15 protein-coding genes are annotated in these 14,529 nt (G+C 49.6%); 13 read left to right on the forward strand and 2 right to left on the reverse strand.

What is annotated here, in order from left to right; translation table 11 throughout:
- Positions 1–61 precede the first annotated feature (61 nt).
- The 8 genes from trpD (at position 62) to G3255_RS02575 (ending at position 7,374) form a co-directional block, all read left to right on the forward strand.
- Positions 62–1,054, forward strand: a complete 993-nt coding sequence (trpD, locus tag G3255_RS02540) for an anthranilate phosphoribosyltransferase (RefSeq protein WP_211653157.1) — start codon at positions 62–64, stop codon at positions 1,052–1,054.
- Complete coding sequence (gene trpC, locus G3255_RS02545; RefSeq protein ID WP_211653158.1) at positions 1,051–1,824, forward strand: indole-3-glycerol phosphate synthase TrpC; 774 nt, start codon at positions 1,051–1,053, stop codon at positions 1,822–1,824. Before trpD ends, trpC begins: the two co-directional genes overlap by 4 nt.
- Complete coding sequence (trpB, locus tag G3255_RS02550; RefSeq protein ID WP_211653159.1) at positions 1,821–3,629, forward strand: tryptophan synthase subunit beta; 1,809 nt, start codon at positions 1,821–1,823, stop codon at positions 3,627–3,629. The genes trpC and trpB overlap by 4 nt, the downstream gene beginning before the upstream one ends.
- Positions 3,626–4,396, forward strand: a complete 771-nt coding sequence (gene trpA / locus G3255_RS02555) for a tryptophan synthase subunit alpha (RefSeq protein WP_211653160.1) — start codon at positions 3,626–3,628, stop codon at positions 4,394–4,396. The genes trpB and trpA overlap by 4 nt, the downstream gene beginning before the upstream one ends.
- A gap of 20 nt (positions 4,397–4,416) precedes the next feature.
- Positions 4,417–5,010: a DNA-3-methyladenine glycosylase gene (locus G3255_RS02560; protein ID WP_211653161.1), complete on the forward strand. Its 594-nt coding sequence runs from the start codon at positions 4,417–4,419 to the stop codon at positions 5,008–5,010.
- Positions 5,011–5,080: 70 nt separating this feature from the next.
- Positions 5,081–5,599, forward strand: a complete 519-nt coding sequence (locus tag G3255_RS02565; RefSeq protein ID WP_211653162.1) for a type 1 glutamine amidotransferase domain-containing protein — start codon at positions 5,081–5,083, stop codon at positions 5,597–5,599.
- 134 nt (positions 5,600–5,733) lie between these two features.
- Entirely contained in the window at positions 5,734–6,063 is a 330-nt protein-coding gene (locus tag G3255_RS02570) for an ArsR/SmtB family transcription factor (protein ID WP_211653163.1), read from the forward strand.
- A gap of 15 nt (positions 6,064–6,078) precedes the next feature.
- Positions 6,079–7,374: an arsenic transporter gene (locus tag G3255_RS02575; RefSeq protein ID WP_211653164.1), complete on the forward strand. Its 1,296-nt coding sequence runs from the start codon at positions 6,079–6,081 to the stop codon at positions 7,372–7,374.
- A gap of 61 nt (positions 7,375–7,435) precedes the next feature.
- On the opposite strand, the gene G3255_RS02580 is transcribed toward G3255_RS02575, so the two are convergent.
- Positions 7,436–8,236 carry a GNAT family N-acetyltransferase gene (locus tag G3255_RS02580; RefSeq protein ID WP_211653165.1) on the reverse strand — a complete coding sequence of 267 codons (801 nt, stop codon included), beginning with the start codon at positions 8,234–8,236 and terminating at the stop codon, positions 7,436–7,438.
- A 227-nt stretch (positions 8,237–8,463) separates the two neighbouring features.
- On the opposite strand from G3255_RS02580, the gene G3255_RS02585 reads away from it, so the two are divergent.
- From G3255_RS02585 to G3255_RS02600, 4 genes are all read left to right on the forward strand, one after another.
- Positions 8,464–9,390, forward strand: coding sequence for a manganese-dependent inorganic pyrophosphatase (locus G3255_RS02585; protein ID WP_211653166.1), 927 nt, complete (start codon positions 8,464–8,466; stop codon positions 9,388–9,390).
- Positions 9,391–9,492: 102 nt separating this feature from the next.
- Positions 9,493–10,203 carry a DsbA family oxidoreductase gene (locus G3255_RS02590; protein WP_211653167.1) on the forward strand — a complete coding sequence of 237 codons (711 nt, stop codon included), beginning with the start codon at positions 9,493–9,495 and terminating at the stop codon, positions 10,201–10,203.
- 95 nt (positions 10,204–10,298) lie between these two features.
- A complete protein-coding gene (locus G3255_RS02595) occupies positions 10,299–10,931 on the forward strand; it encodes an FMN-dependent NADH-azoreductase (RefSeq protein ID WP_058381826.1) in 633 nt (210 codons plus the stop codon).
- Between the two features lie 351 nt (positions 10,932–11,282).
- Entirely contained in the window at positions 11,283–12,836 is a 1,554-nt protein-coding gene (locus G3255_RS02600; protein WP_211653168.1) for an FAD-dependent oxidoreductase, read from the forward strand.
- A 45-nt stretch (positions 12,837–12,881) separates the two neighbouring features.
- On the opposite strand, the gene G3255_RS02605 is transcribed toward G3255_RS02600, so the two are convergent.
- On the reverse strand, positions 12,882–13,406 hold the full coding sequence (locus G3255_RS02605; RefSeq protein ID WP_058381824.1) for a YceI family protein: 525 nt from the start codon (positions 13,404–13,406) through the stop codon (positions 12,882–12,884).
- Between the two features lie 202 nt (positions 13,407–13,608).
- Here G3255_RS02605 and murB point away from each other — a divergent pair, with 202 nt between their 5' ends.
- On the forward strand, positions 13,609–14,526 hold the full coding sequence (gene murB, locus G3255_RS02610) for a UDP-N-acetylmuramate dehydrogenase (RefSeq protein WP_211653169.1): 918 nt from the start codon (positions 13,609–13,611) through the stop codon (positions 14,524–14,526).
- Positions 14,527–14,529: the final 3 nt, after the last annotated feature.

The raw sequence follows: 14,529 nt of genomic DNA on the forward strand, positions 1-14,529 counted from the left end.
CGGAATAGACTCCCGGTTGCGGGGATTTTTGCATTTAAAAACGAGACGAGGAGAGATTGAGATGAGCAGAGCAGAGAATATGAATGAACATACAATGAAACAGCGAGCATTGAAATTATTGGAAGGGCGTATGGACCGCCAGCAGATGAAAAATTTCTTGAATGAATTGCACGAAAAAGGCGAGACGGCTGATGAATTGGTCGGCATGGTCCTGGCAATGCGTGAGAAAGCAGTGAAGCTTCCGGAAATGGCAGGCGAGCTGGTGGATGTTTGCGGAACCGGCGGCGACAAATCCTTTAGCTTCAATATCAGCACATTGACGGCTTTCGTCTTGGCGGGCTGCGGCATGAGCGTCGCAAAGCACGGCAACCGAAGCGTTTCCAGCAAAACGGGCAGCTCTGATTTATTGGAAGAGATCGGGATTTCCACCCAATTGGCTGTAGAGGAACTGCCGGCACTCGTCGAACAGACAGGCATCGCCTTTTTGTTCGCGCCAGCGATCCATCCGGCACTCGGTGGCTTGCGCGAAGTGCGCAAGGAAATCGGCACGCCGACCATTTTCAACTTGGTCGGCCCGCTGGCGAATCCTTTGCCGATCGCCATCCAAATGAGCGGCGTCTATCGCCCGGACATGATGGAACCGATGGCCGATGCCTTGATGCGTCTTGGCAGAAAGCGCGGGGCGATTGTCCACGGGGCAGGCGGGCTGGATGAATTATCTCTTGCTGGAACTAACCAATTGATCGTCTTTGACGAACAAGGCAAGCGCAGCATGACGGTCCATCCTCACGAAGTTGGGCTTGAAACCGCGCCGATCGAGGCGATTCGCGGCGGCGATTCGAAGCGCAATGCAGAGATCTTCAAAGAAGTCATCGGCGGAACGCCGAGCGCTTATTTGGACACGGTAGCATTGAACGCGGGAACGGTCCTTTATGTGAGCGGCCGTGCCGCAAGCATTTCAGAAGGCGTGCATCAGGCGCGCAAATCCATTATTTCAGGAGAAACGGCGCGTGTGTATGAATTGCACCGCCTAGCATCGGGGGTGCTCGTATGACCATATTGGACAAAATCATGGAAACCAAACGGCAGGAAATCACTGCCTATGAAAATAGTTATCCTAAAACCGAGCAGTATCCGGATAAACCGAAACTTATCGACACATTGCGGAAAAGTCGCGGCGTCATTTCGGAGATCAAACGCGCATCGCCGTCGAAAGGCGACATCCGCATGGAAGTGGACGTTGTCGAACAAGCCCGTCAATACGAAGGGGCTGGCGCAGCTGCCATTTCCGTATTGACGGATGAGCAATATTTTAAAGGCTCCATCGAAGATTTGAAGAAAGTGGCACGAGTGGTTTCGGTGCCGGTGTTGTGCAAAGATTTTATGGTCAGCGAAATCCAGATTGAACGGGCGAAAGCGGCTGGAGCAACGATCATTCTATTGATTGTCGCTGCGCTTAAAGACGAGGAGCTCGAACGGTTATTCCGCTATGCGGATTCGCTCGGCTTGGAAATCCTCGTGGAAGTGCACGATGCGGCAGAGTTGGAAAAAGCGGTCGCGATCGGAGCGCAATTGATCGGCGTCAATAACCGCAATTTGAAAACTTTTGAAGTGTCACTGGAACGGACGGCGGAATTGGCTGAGAAATTTACATTCGGCAGCGGTTCGGTGCTAATCAGCGAGAGTGGCATGAACGATACGGCGGATGCGCACAAAGCATATGAACTCGGCGCACAAGGCGTGCTGGTCGGGGAAGCGTTGATGCGTTCGGAAGATCCGGCAAGCTGGATTCGCCAGGCAACAGGACAGGAGGCAGCGCAATGACACGTGTTAAAATCTGTGGATTGATGGAAGAGCAACACGTTAAAGCCGCATCACAAGCGGATGCAATCGGATTTGTCTTTGCCCCAAGCAAACGGCGTGTATCGGTCGAACGGGCGCAAGAGTTATCGCGTCTCGCAAACAATGGCATGCAGCGGATCGGCGTCTTCGTCAACGCTTCATACGAAGAGATCGAAAACGCCGTCAAAACGGTACCGTTGACGATGGTGCAATTGCACGGCGATGAACCAGACGAATTGATACGGCGCATCGAAGTGCCGGTCATTCAAGCCTTCTCGATCCGCACACCGGATGATGTAGAGAAATTGAACAACTCGATTGCGGATTATATATTGGTCGATGCGCCAGGCACTGACTACCGAGGAGGCAGCGGGCATGTGTTTGATTGGAGCCTCCTGGAAAATGTAGACTTGGATCATAGCCGCCTTATTTTAGCAGGTGGATTAAATAAAGAGAATGTTCAAGCGGCTATCAGCCAAACTGCTCCGTTCATGGTCGATGTGTCGAGCGGCGTAGAAACGGATGGCCGAAAAGATAAAGTGAAAATCCAGCAATTCATACTACAGGCAAAGGGTGATTCGATGGAGAGAACACAGGAGAAGACGATAGATCCAGTAGGTTTTTTCGGGCGCTACGGCGGTCAATTTGTACCGGAAACTTTGATGAAAGCAGTCAAAGAGTTGGAAGCGGCTTATGAAGATGCCAAAAACGACGATGAGTTCCAAAAGGAGTATCACCATTACCTGAAAGAATATGTCGGGCGTGAACAGCCGCTGACCTTTGCGGCGCGCATGACAGAAGCGTGGGGCGGCCCGAAAATTTATTTGAAGCGCGAGGATTTGAACCATACCGGCGCCCATAAAGTGAACAATGCCATTGGCCAAGCGCTGCTCGCACAGCGAATGGGCAAACGTAAAATCGTTGCCGAAACCGGAGCTGGCCAACACGGCGTGGCAACGGCAACCATTTGCGCCTTGTTCGATTTGGATTGTGTCGTGTTCATGGGCGAAGAAGACATCAAACGCCAGCAGCTCAATGTGTTCCGCATGAAATTATTGGGTGCGCGCGTCGAAAGTGTCACAAAAGGCAGCGGAACGCTTAAAGATGCGGTCAATGAAGCGCTGCGCTATTGGGTCACCAATGTTGAAGACACTCATTACTTGATCGGCTCAGCTCTTGGGCCGCATCCATTCCCGACGATGGTGCGCGATTTCCAAAGCGTCATCGGCAAGGAGACGAAGCGGCAGATCCTTGAGAAAGAAGGGCGCTTGCCGGATGCGATTGTGGCATGTGTCGGGGGCGGATCCAATGCTATCGGCATGTTCCACCCGTTTATTGAAGATGCATCGGTCCGCTTGATCGGCGCAGAAGCGGCTGGAGACGGCGTGGATACTGAACGCCATGCGGCTACTTTGACTAAAGGATCGGAAGGCGTGCTGCACGGGGCGATGATGAAGATCTTGCAAGACGACGCTGGGCAAGTGCAGGAAGCCCATTCGATTTCTGCAGGGCTCGATTACCCGGGCATCGGTCCGGAACACGCTCACCTTGCGGATAACGGGCGGGTGACGTATGAAGCGATCACCGATGACGAAGCGCTCGCATCGGTCATTGAAATGTCGCGCCTTGAAGGCATCATTCCGGCGTTGGAATCTGCCCATGCAATAGCGGAAGCGAAAAAACAAGCGCAGTCGATGACGGCGGATGAAGTGCTCGTCATTTGCGTATCCGGCAGAGGCGATAAGGATATGGCGACATACGCCGAAAAATTGGAGGGGCTGTCATGAAACGATTAGCAGAACTGAAACAAGCAGGACATAAAGCCTTTGTCGCCTATATCATGGCAGGCGACGGCGGAATTGAAAAACTCGGTGAGCAGATCCAGTATCTGCAAGAGCGCGGGGTGACGGCGATTGAAGTCGGCATTCCGTTTTCGGATCCGGTCGCTGACGGCCCGACGATCGAAGCGGCGGGGAACCGTGCGCTTTCTGAAGGCATCACACTGGAAAAAGTGCTCGATGAGATGCAGCGCTTTGACTTCGAAGTAAAAGTGCCGCTCATCATCATGACGTATTTAAATCCGGTCATTCGCTTCGGTGCGGAGCGCTTTACACAGGAAGCGAAAAAAGCGGGGGCATCAGGAGTCATCATTCCGGACTTGCCGTTCGAGCATCGCCAATTGATTGAACCGTTCGCGAAACAGCAGGAACTCGTACTGATTCAGCTCGTCACCTTGACGACCATCGAGAGCCGCCTGGAAGAAATCCTCAAGCAGGCGGAAGGATTCGTTTATGCGGTAACCGTGACTGGCATTACCGGAAGCCGTGATGAGTTGGCGGAAGAAGTCGGCGCCTTCACACGAAAAGTGCGGGAATTGAGCCCTGTCCCCGTCTATGCAGGATTCGGTATCTCGAAAGAAAGCCATGTCGATAGGCTGCGTGATGATGTCGATGGCTTCATTGTCGGCAGCGCGATTGTCCAGGCATTCCACGAAGGCCGCATTGAAGATATCGAACCCTTGATCGATGCAGTGACTGCCCCTCATTCGGTATAATGCCGTTAGGAGGGATTAGCATGTTTGAGCCGTTGGATGCGAATTATTTTGAAGCGCCGACACTTGATTTGTCGCGCGACTTATTAGGTAAGATCCTGGTCCATGAACTGCCCGGCGGAATTGTCGCTGGGAAGATCGTCGAGACCGAAGCATATATGGGGGCGGAAGACCGGGCGGCGCATAGCTTCGGCAATCGCCGCACCAAGCGTACAGAAGTGATGTTTGGCAGATCCGGCCTTGTGTATACGTATCAAATGCACACCCATACATTGTTGAATGTCGTCAGCGGGCCGGAAGAAACGCCGCGCGCCATCTTAATCCGTGCAGTCGAGCCGGTCGAAGGCGTCGAATTCATGGCGGAGCGCAGAGGGCTGCATATGCCGATGAAGCAATGGACAAGCGGGCCAGGCAAGCTGACGAAAGCGATGGGTATCACGATGAACTATAATGGCCATCACTTCACTGAACGCCCGCTTTATATTGCAGAGGGCGAAGCGGTGCATGCGGTGTCGGCAGGGCCTCGCGTCGGCATCGGGAATTCACAGGAAGCGGTCCATTATCCGTACCGCTTCTGGGAAACGGAAAACCCGTTTGTCTCGAAATTCCGTCCGTAATCCGGATGTTTAAGCTTTCCAATTCGTGGAATACTGAAAGGGAGCACATAAACAGAAGGAGTGAAGGAAAGTGGCAAAAATTGCAACGTTAATTACAGATATGTTCGAAGATGTGGAGTATACAGGACCGGCAAAAGCGTTTAACGAAGCGGGCCATGAACTGATCAATATCGAAAAGGAAGCAGGCAAGAAAGTGACCGGCAAGCAAGGCGAAGCCGTTGTCACAATCGATAAAGGCATTGACGACGTGAACCCGGACGAATTCGATGCACTGCTATTGCCAGGCGGATTTTCGCCGGACCAATTGCGCGCTGACGATCGTTTCGTGACCTTCACGAAAGCGTTTATGGATTCGAAGAAACCAGTCTTCGCAATCTGCCACGGGCCGCAGCTATTGATTACGGCGAAAGCTTTGGAAGGCCGCAAAGCGACAGGCTTCAAATCGATCCAAGTCGATATGGAATACGCTGGCGCAACTGTTGTGGATGAAGAAGTGGCTGTATGCCAAGACCAATTGGTAACAAGCCGCCAGCCGGATGATATCCCGGCGTTCAACCGCGAGTCACTGAAATTGCTTGAAAACAAATAAGGAACTATCCAAACCGCTCCCTTTACCGGGGGCGGTTTTTACGTGTCGAAAATTGTTCGGAAATCGAAATGCACTCTTGCATACATAAGTAATTGCTTATATAATAAACCCATTGCCAAAAAGAGGTGACTGAAATGGACTACAAACAAATGGAACAGAGCTTGAAAGCGGTAAGCGACGAAAACCGCATGCTAATTTTGAAATACTTATCGAAGGAGGCATTGTGCATCTGTGAATTTACGGAGCTGCTGGATATGTCGCAGCCGGCCATCAGCCAGCATATGCGCAAACTCAAGCAGGCAGGATGGATTTGTGAAGAAAAGCGCGGGCGCTGGACAATCTGGTCGCTCAATGAAAAGCATCGGCTTTATGAGGTGTTGTCCTCGCTTCTAGCGATGCTGCCGGAACCTGAGCGGACAGTGGAATCGCTCGTTGCGGAAGGCAAGAAAGTGAATTGCAATTAAGGGGTTGGAACTGAAATGGATGTTTGGTTAGCGAGTATTATTTTTCTGGTGACATTGCTGTTTGTCATCTGGCAGCCGCGTGGTTTGTCGATCGGCTGGTCGGCCATTGCGGGGGCAGTTGTCGCCTTGATATTCGGCGTCGTTGACTTCGGCGACGTGTGGGACGTAACGGGGATCGTATGGAATGCGACATTAACTTTTGTCGCTTTGATCATCATTTCCTTGATTTTGGATGAGATTGGATTTTTTGAATGGGCGGCATTACATATGGCGCGTTTCGCCAAAGGCAGCGGCTTGCGCATGTTTTTCCTCGTTACGCTTCTTGGGGCGGTCGTAGCGGCGCTTTTTGCCAATGATGGCGCGGCGCTAATTCTGACGCCGATCGTTCTTGCGATGGTAAGGGCCTTGAAATTCCGCGATACGATGATTTTGCCGTTTATCATGGCATCTGGCTTTATTGCTGATACGGCCTCCTTGCCGTTTGTTATCAGTAACTTGGTCAATATCGTTTCAGCTGATTTCTTCGGCATCGGCTTTACGGAATACGCATTACATATGGTGGTTCCGAACTTATTCAGCATACTGGCAAGCATGCTTGTGCTGTACTTATTCTTTAAAAAAGACATCCCGGGCCGTTTTGACCCTGGGGTTTTGAAAAAACCGGATACTGCGATCAAAGATATCCGCATTTTCCGCCTGTCTTGGGTGGTTCTTGGGGTCTTGCTGATCGGCTACTTCATGAGCGAGTCGCTTGAGATCCCGGTTTCCTTGATTGCCGGCTCTATCGCAATTATTTTCCTGGCGATTGCACGCAATAGCAAGCACGTCGAAACGATGACGGTGCTAAAAGGCGCACCATGGGCGATCGTTTTCTTCTCAATCGGCATGTACGTCGTTGTTTACGGATTGCGCAATGTCGGCTTGACTTCGGTTCTCGCCCAGGCGATTGAATGGACAGCGGGGCACGGCCTGTATGCGGCGACGATCGGCATGGGCTTTATCGCAGCAATCCTGTCGTCCGGCATGAACAATATGCCGACAGTCATGATCAATGCCTTAGCCATCGCTGAGACGAATACGAACGGCGTCATGCGCGACGCTTTGATTTATGCCAATGTCATCGGATCCGACCTCGGCCCGAAAATCACGCCAATCGGTTCGCTTGCGACACTTTTATGGCTTCATGTATTGAAGACGAAAGGCGTCGAAATCAGCTGGGGATATTATTTCAAAGTCGGCATCATCCTCACCGTCCCGACTTTGTTCATCACCTTGACCGGGCTTTATTTATGGTTAACGGTGTTGAATTAATCAACACAACGAAAAATGCCCGCCATTCAAAAGTGAATGGCGGGCATTTTTAAATTTTGGCTTAGTCCAAAAACTTGGCCAAGTAGATTTCGTCGTGTTCTTTGCCGTCGATGATGAGTGAGCGGCGGCGTGTGCCTTCTGCTTCGAACCCGGCTTTTTCATAAAGCTTGCGGGCACGCTCGTTGGCTTCGAGGACCGTCAATTCCAGGCGGGAGATGCCTTTTTGCTTGGCCCAGTCTTCCGCTTTTTCGAGGAGCGATTTGGCGATGCCTTTGCCTTGTGCTTCCTTCAGAAGGCCGAGGGCTAATGCTGCCCGGTGTTGTGCCCGCTTCGCTTCATTGCCGATGACCATCAAATAGCCGACGTGCTTGCCATTCAAGATGGCGATGATAATAGCGGAATGGCCACTTTGTTTCCACTCGATGATTTGCTTGCGGACACGCTGCGTGGAAAGCGAGCGCTCGTCCTTGCCGTAAAGCATGAAATCGGATTCCGCCTCTACGGCTTTTTGGAGCAAGGCCAGCGACCGGGCATCCCCGTGTTCAGCGGTGCGGATCAATAAAATATCTTTGTCTTCGGCCTCTTTACTGGCTGCTGTGTTCTTGGCATCCGCTTTTTCGAAGACGACATAACGGTCGGGTTCGACTTCCGCAACGCGGTAACCGGAATCCATCCAGGCGTGGAAATGTTTTGCAGGGGGCTTCGACTTTTTCCACCAGCTTTTGTTCAAGTAAGCGGCGTTGGGCAAGTTCTGGCCCATGATTTGCTCGATTTCCGAAAAGGTCAAACGGATGTTGGAATTCGTTGCGGATTGAAAATAATGGGACAAGGGAATGTATTTCTTTTCCAATAATATAGTCACTGGCACCTCTTCCTTCCAAAAATATAGGATTAGTTAGTAATATAATACCATTCAAATGTGCTAAAGTACACACTAAACTTTAAGAATACTGATAATTCTAAAATTATTTCCGTATTTAGTTGGTGAAATGCTGGGTAACACTAGGTTTTCAGTCGCAGATTTTTTATGGAGAGGAAATTTGTGATAGAATAATCTCAGAAACTACACAAGCCAGGAGGCCATTATTCATGTCAAATGTTTTTGTACTAGGTCATAAAAATCCGGACACCGATTCGATCTGTTCGGCAATCGCTTATGCCCATCTGAAAAAAGAGCTCGGAATGGACGCTGAAGCCATTCGCCTCGGTGAACCGAACAATGAAACGCTTTTTGCGCTCGACCATTTCAAAGCCTCGAATCCCCGCTTGGTGAAACGCGCTTCAGACGAAGTGAAGCAAGTCATTCTTGTTGATCACAACGAGCGCCAGCAAAGCATCGACGATATCGATGAAGTCCAAGTGATCGAAGTAATCGACCATCACCGGATTGCTAATTTCGAAACAACCGATCCGCTTTATTTCCGCGCAGAACCTGTGGGATGCACAGCGACGATTTTATTGAAGCTTTATAAAGAACATGCAGTCGAAGTGCCGGCTGATATTGCCGGGTTGATGCTATCAGCCATCATTTCGGATTCATTGCTATTCAAATCCCCGACCTGCACCGATCAGGACATTCAAGCAGCGAAAGAACTGGCAGAGATCGCCGGTGTCGATTCACAAGAGTACGGTCTTGCCTTGTTGAAAGCCGGCGCCGATTTAAGCAATAAAACACTGGAAGATTTGATTTCACTCGATTCCAAGGAATTCGAAGCAGGCGACCATCGTTTTGAAGTGGCGCAAGTCAACGCCATCGATGTAGCGGAAGTACTGGAGCGCCAGGCGGAATTGGAAGTATTGATCAGCAACACAGTTACCGCCAAAGGCTTGGACCTTTTCGTCTTCGCTGTCACGGACATCCTGAACAATAACTCGGAAGCGATTGTCCTTGGACGCCGCGCAGACATCATCGAATCTGCCTTTCAGTCAAGCGTCGTCAACAACCGCGTGATTTTGCCGGGCGTTGTCTCAAGAAAAAAACAAATCGTTCCGGTCATTACTGAAGCTTTAAGCTGATTCCCTATGGGAGTCAGTTTTTTTGTGCTGGGAATTATTTTCAAGCAAAAAAATTGTGGCGTATCTATGTCATTGCTATAGTAAGTGGCGAGGTGAATAGTTATGAAAATTGAAGTTTGGTCAGATTACGTTTGCCCATTCTGTTATATAGGAAAGCGCACATTGGAACAAGCACTCGTACGCTCAGGCTATGAGAGCCAAGCGGAGATCACATTTAAAGCATACGAATTGGATCCACAAGCGCCAGTGGACTCCAGCAGATTTGCCTACGAACACTTGGCGGAAAAGATGGGGCAAAGCCTCGAACGGGCAAAAGAAATGACAGCTGGGGTTGCACAACAGGCAAAAGCGTTTGATTTGCATTATGATGTGGAGAACATGCCCCACGCTAATACCTTTTCTGCGCACCGACTCGTCAAATGGGCTGCCACACAAGGCGAGGAACATCAACTGACCGAGCTATTGATGCACCATTACTTCGAAAAAGCGCATAATATCAGCAATGCGGAGACCTTGCTGTCGATTGTTGAAAAAGCAGGGCTTGATCGCGAACAGGCAGCGGAAGTTCTCGATTCGGATCAATTCCAGGGCGAGGTCGAGCGCGACATCCAAGAGGCCGGGCAAATCGGTGTACAAGGCGTCCCGTTTTTCGTGGTTAACCGAAAGTATGCAATTTCTGGCGCGCAGCCGCTTGAAGCGTTCATTGAGGCATTAGAACAAATCGCTGAAGAAGAAGGTTTGCGCCCGGCATTGAAGCCGATTGGAAAAGCGAAAACAAGCTTTTGCACAGGAGATTCCTGCGACGGCGAATAAGCCAAGCAAGCGCGTTGACTTTGTATCTCGAATTACTTATAATTAAAAAGTCTCGAATTAAAGAATAATATTAATAGTATAAAGGAGTTTTACAAGTGGAAAACATTTTAGTCGTAAAAGCCAATAACCGTCCGGCTTCTGAGGGCGTTTCAAGTAAAATGCACGAAGTATTCATGGAGAACTTAAAGACAGATGCAGAGGTCAATACATTTGACGTATTCGCAGAAGACATGCCGTATTTCGGACAGGATTTCTTCGATGCCATGCAAAAATCCGCACAAGCGGAAGAATTGACTGACCTAGAGCAGCGCATCTTGACGGCAGCCAACAAAGCGATGGACGCATTCATGGACGCTGATGTAGTCGTTTTCGCATTCCCATTGTGGAATAAAACAATTCCTGCAGCCTTGCAAACATTCATCGACTATGTCTACCGTGCAGGCATGACCTTCAAGTACACAGAAGAAGGCCCGGTTGGCTTGGTTCCAGAGAAGAAAGTCATCATCTTGAACGCACGAGGCGGCGTCTACTCGACACCGGAAATGGCACCTAGTGAGATGAGCGTTAACTACATCCGTGCCATCATGAACTTCTTCGGCATCACAGATATCGAGGAAGTCATCATTGAAGGACACAATATGTATCCTGACCGTGCTGAGCAAATCATCGCAGACGGCATGGAACGCGTAAAAGAAACAGCTAATACACTTTCTAAAGTAAACGCATAATGACTGGAAGGACGGAAACGCTTCGGCGATTCCGTCTTTTTTTTTGCTTAAAATTGCCGGGACTGAGCTTTTCCAATCAAATGGATCGATTCAACTTTTTTTTATGCATTTATTTGCTCAACTTTCGCTGTGCTCAAGCCTCGGACATTCGTTTGCTCCCACATCTGCGAGGCAGATGCGTCGCAAATAAATGAACTCAGCTGCCCTCTATAACATTTATTTGCTCGACTTTCGCTGTGCTCAAGCCTCGCAAACGAATGTCCGAGGCATGCCTCGTGCATTCGTTGGTTAATGATTTCCACATAGGGGTAGACAGTCAATAAGCAAAACATTCAATAAAGGAGGGGCAGCATGTCTCAAAGTGAACAGCAAAGCCGTATTCCCGAATCGAAGGAGTCTTTTTGGAGAGCGTACAAGGAATTGCCGGATTACCCGGCATTTACCGGCAATAAGTCCACGGAAGTTGCAGTAGTAGGGGCTGGCATCGCCGGTGTCATCACCGCGTATCTATTGGCGAAGGAAGGAAAGAAAGTGACACTTCTTGATGCCGGTAAATTGATTGATGGCGTCACGGGCTATACAACTGCGAAAATTTCAGCTCAGCACGGCCTGTATTACGCGCCGCTGATCAAGCTCGTTGGGGAAAAACAAGCGCAGCTTTATTACGAAGCCAATATGGACGGATTGAAATTCATTGAAGAAACAGCAAAAGAGTTGAACATCGATTGCGATTTCTCGCATCAGGATGCATTTATCTATTCGACAAAAGATTCCACGGTGAAGTTATTGGAGAAAGAAGCGGAAGCGTACCAGCAGCTTGGCATCGATGGCGGGCTTGCGCGCAAGGAGTCGGAACTGCCATTTCCTGTGACGGAGGCGCTCGTCATGCGCAACCAGGCCCAATTCCATCCGGTGAAATTCCTGACCGGCCTCGTAAAAGAACTGGAGAAAATGGGTGTGGACATTCATGAACAAAGCCGCGCCATGAAAATCCTAAGCAAAAAAGACCCAGTGATCCAAACGGAAAACTTATCTCATTTGTCCTGCGACAAAGTAGTGGTCGCCACGCATTATCCGTTCAACGATTTTGACGGCATGTATTTCTCGAGACTGTCTGTCAACCGCTCTTATGCCATTGCTGTCCGGACCGAAGGCAAGATTCCTGAAGGCATGTACATCAGTGCCGACAGCCCATCCCGCTCTATCCGCTTTACGCCAGGTGAAGACGGAGAAAAACTCTTGTTGCTTGGCGGCGATGGCCATGCCACAGGCCAGAGTTCAGTCGAGACGATGGAGCATTACGAGAATTTGGCGAAGTTCGGTGAAGATTATTTTGCTGCAGAGGAAATTCCGTATCGCTGGTCATCCCAGGATATGACGACTTTGGATAAAATCCCTTATGTCGGTACGATCACCGCTGGATATGAAAATATTCTCGTCGCGACCGGATTCCATAAATGGGGGATGGCGAACGGCGCCATTGCCGGGCGGATTTTGACCGACCAAATCGTCGGGCGCGACAACCCATACGCTGCGCTATTCGATCCGACGCGGCCGAAAGTGAAAACGGCCGATGCGGCAAGCTTCTTGAAGGACAATGCATCGGTGGCGAAAGAACTGGTCAGCGGCAAACTGAAAAAAGCCTCCAAGACAATCGACGACCTGGAAAAAGGGCAGGGCGGCCTTGTCAAAGTGGACGGCAAAAAAGCGGGCGGCTACCGCGATGAATACGGCCAAGTGCATCTCGTCAAACCGACCTGTACGCATATGGGCTGTGACGTGGCATGGAACGATGCCGAAACTTCATGGGATTGCCCGTGTCATGGTTCCCGCTTCTCGCATACCGGGGAAGTATTGGAAGGGCCTGCCGTGAAACCGTTGAAGAAATTGGAAGGCGGCATATAAAACGTAGAAAAAAAGAAGCAGCGGCGGCTGCTTCTTTTTTTATGCTTATGCTGGGTTCGCTTGGATTTCCAAGTTCAATTTGATGTCTTCGCCGACAAGCACGCCGCCTGTTTCAAGCGCTTGGTTCCATGTCAAACCGAAATCTTTGCGGTTGATTTTGCCGTTGACGTTGTATGCAACGACTTCGACGCCCCAAGGGTTGGTGGCTTTGCCGCCGTATTCCGCTTCGAACTTCGCTGGGCGGGTCACGCCTTTGATCGTCAAATCACCTTCAAGCTCGTATTCGTCATCGTCTTTTTTGCGGATATCGGTTGCGTTGAACGTAATGTAGGGATGCTGTTCAGCGTCAAAGAAATCTGCAGAGCGCAAATGGTTGTCGCGGTCTTCGTTATTGGTGTCAATGCTTGTCACATCGATTTTGAAATCGATCAATGCATTTTCCAGATTGTTTTCATCTGCTTCCACCTGTGCTTCATAAGAAGCGAAAGAGCCTTTCACTTTCGAGATCATCATGTGTTTCACGGAAAATCCGATTTCTGAATGCGCTTGGTCTACTGTCCATTTTTTCATGAGTAATTCCTCCAATTTCGTATGTGTTAGCCTTACTATAATCAATTAATATCTCGAAGTCAATAGGTTTTAATTAAAATAGTTTTAATTAAAGATAAAATTTATTTGGACTTTAGTCCTTAACAAGGCGATATCACTTGTCAAAACATGATGAAAAATGGATACTATTAAGAGCGAAAAGTTTAGAAGGGATTTGCTTGGAATGATGAAAGAAACTTGGTTGACAGATTTGCGCCGTTTTGTGGCGGAAGATCATGTCAAAATGGACGAGCCTTTGCATTTGCATACATTGACTAAAATGGGCGGGCCGGCCGATATATTTGTAGCACCGACAACTGAAGATGAAGTGGCTTATACTGTAAAATACGCATATGATAATGACATCCCGCTATTAATGCTTGGGAATGGCTCCAATATGGTTGTCCGCGACGGTGGCGTCCGTGGAATCGTGCTGACGTTCAAAAAGCTCGACGGCATCATGATTAATGGAACAACGGTCATCGCACAAGGTGGTGCCGACATTAAGACCGTATCCCGCGCAGCAGCGGACAGCCAATTGACTGGCTTGGAATTCGCCTGTGGCATCCCCGGTTCGATCGGCGGCGCAATGGCGATGAATGCCGGCGCATATGGCGGCGAGATTCAAGATGTTATCGTCCAGGCGACGGTCTTGACAAAAGAAGGGGAAAAGCTTGTCTTGACGAAAGACGAGTTGGAACTCGGCTACCGGAAAAGTATCATCACGAAAAAAGGGTTTTATGTCCTTGCTTCCGAGTTTGGCCTTGAAATTGGCGAGCAGCGGTTCATCGACGCGAAAATGGACGAATTGACGTTCCAGCGCGAAAGCAAGCAGCCGCTTGAATTTCCTTCTGCAGGAAGTGTCTTCAAACGCCCGCCGGGTAATTTTGCTGGCAAGTTGATCCAGGAAAGCGGCTTGCAGGGCAAGGGATTCGGTGGTGCGGAAGTTTCGACAAAACATGCCGGATTTATCGTCAATAAAAACAACGCGACCGCCAATGACTACATTCAAACGATTGAAATGGTGAAAAAAGCGGTGTTCGAAAAATTCGGCATCGATTTGGAGCTTGAAGTAAAAATCGTCGGCGAAGAAATGGCTTGATTT

Origin of the sequence: Planococcus sp. MSAK28401 (genome assembly GCF_018283455.1) — a bacterium.
GTDB lineage: Bacteria > Bacillota > Bacilli > Bacillales_A > Planococcaceae > Planococcus > Planococcus alpniumensis.

Bases quoted from the DNA above. Each gene is read 5' to 3' on its own strand.
- trpD (WP_211653157.1), top strand. From the start codon at position 62: ATGAGCAGAGCAGAGAATATGAATGAACATACAATGAAACAGCGAGCA.
- trpC (WP_211653158.1), top strand. From the start codon at position 1,051: ATGACCATATTGGACAAAATCATGGAAACCAAACGGCAGGAAATCACT.
- trpB (WP_211653159.1), top strand. From the start codon at position 1,821: ATGACACGTGTTAAAATCTGTGGATTGATGGAAGAGCAACACGTTAAA.
- trpA (WP_211653160.1), top strand. From the start codon at position 3,626: ATGAAACGATTAGCAGAACTGAAACAAGCAGGACATAAAGCCTTTGTC.
- G3255_RS02560 (WP_211653161.1), top strand. From the start codon at position 4,417: ATGTTTGAGCCGTTGGATGCGAATTATTTTGAAGCGCCGACACTTGAT.
- G3255_RS02570 (WP_211653163.1), top strand. From the start codon at position 5,734: ATGGACTACAAACAAATGGAACAGAGCTTGAAAGCGGTAAGCGACGAA.
- G3255_RS02575 (WP_211653164.1), top strand. From the start codon at position 6,079: ATGGATGTTTGGTTAGCGAGTATTATTTTTCTGGTGACATTGCTGTTT.
- G3255_RS02585 (WP_211653166.1), top strand. From the start codon at position 8,464: ATGTCAAATGTTTTTGTACTAGGTCATAAAAATCCGGACACCGATTCG.
- G3255_RS02590 (WP_211653167.1), top strand. From the start codon at position 9,493: ATGAAAATTGAAGTTTGGTCAGATTACGTTTGCCCATTCTGTTATATA.
- G3255_RS02600 (WP_211653168.1), top strand. From the start codon at position 11,283: ATGTCTCAAAGTGAACAGCAAAGCCGTATTCCCGAATCGAAGGAGTCT.
- G3255_RS02605 (WP_058381824.1), bottom strand. From the start codon at position 13,406: ATGAAAAAATGGACAGTAGACCAAGCGCATTCAGAAATCGGATTTTCC.
- murB (WP_211653169.1), top strand. From the start codon at position 13,609: ATGATGAAAGAAACTTGGTTGACAGATTTGCGCCGTTTTGTGGCGGAA.